1 protein-coding gene is annotated in these 550 nt (G+C 62.9%); it reads left to right on the forward strand.

The window, feature by feature from the left end; genetic code table 11:
* Positions 1-550: IS66 family transposase (locus tag AB3X99_RS40930; RefSeq protein ID WP_368662071.1), on the forward strand; the 550-nt coding region annotated here is incomplete at both ends.

The raw sequence follows: 550 nt of genomic DNA on the forward strand, positions 1-550 counted from the left end.
CGTGCTCGTCTCGAAGTTCGCAGACCACGTGCCGCTTTACCGGCAGTCGGTCATGTACGCGAGAGAAGGCGTCGAGCTTGATCGCTCGCTGCTTGCGAAGTGGGTCGGTCACGCGGCGACGTTGCTGCAGCCGCTCGTTGAAACACTGCGTCGTCACGTGATGTCAGCGACGAAACTGCACGCCGACGACACGCCGGTTCCAGTGCTTGCACCGGGGAACGGCAAGACGAAGACCGGTCGCCTGTGGGTGTACGTGCGCGATGATCGTGCATCGGCCGACGTGACGCCGCCGGCGGTGTGGTTCGCCTATACGCCGGATCGCAAGGGCATCCATCCACAGCAGCACCTCGAGTCGTTCAACGGTACGCTGCAAGCCGACGCGTACGGTGGCTACCAGGCCATCTACGAAACCAGGCGCGTCAGGGAGGCGGCTTGCTGGGCGCACGCTCGACGACAGTTCTATGAACTACACGCAGCGCGCCCCAATGCGTTGAACACTGAAGCGCTCGAGCGTATTGGCGCGCTATACAGGATCGAGGAAACGATCCGG

Source organism: Paraburkholderia sp. BR10882, from assembly GCF_040948855.1.
Lineage (GTDB): Bacteria > Pseudomonadota > Gammaproteobacteria > Burkholderiales > Burkholderiaceae > Paraburkholderia > Paraburkholderia nodosa_A.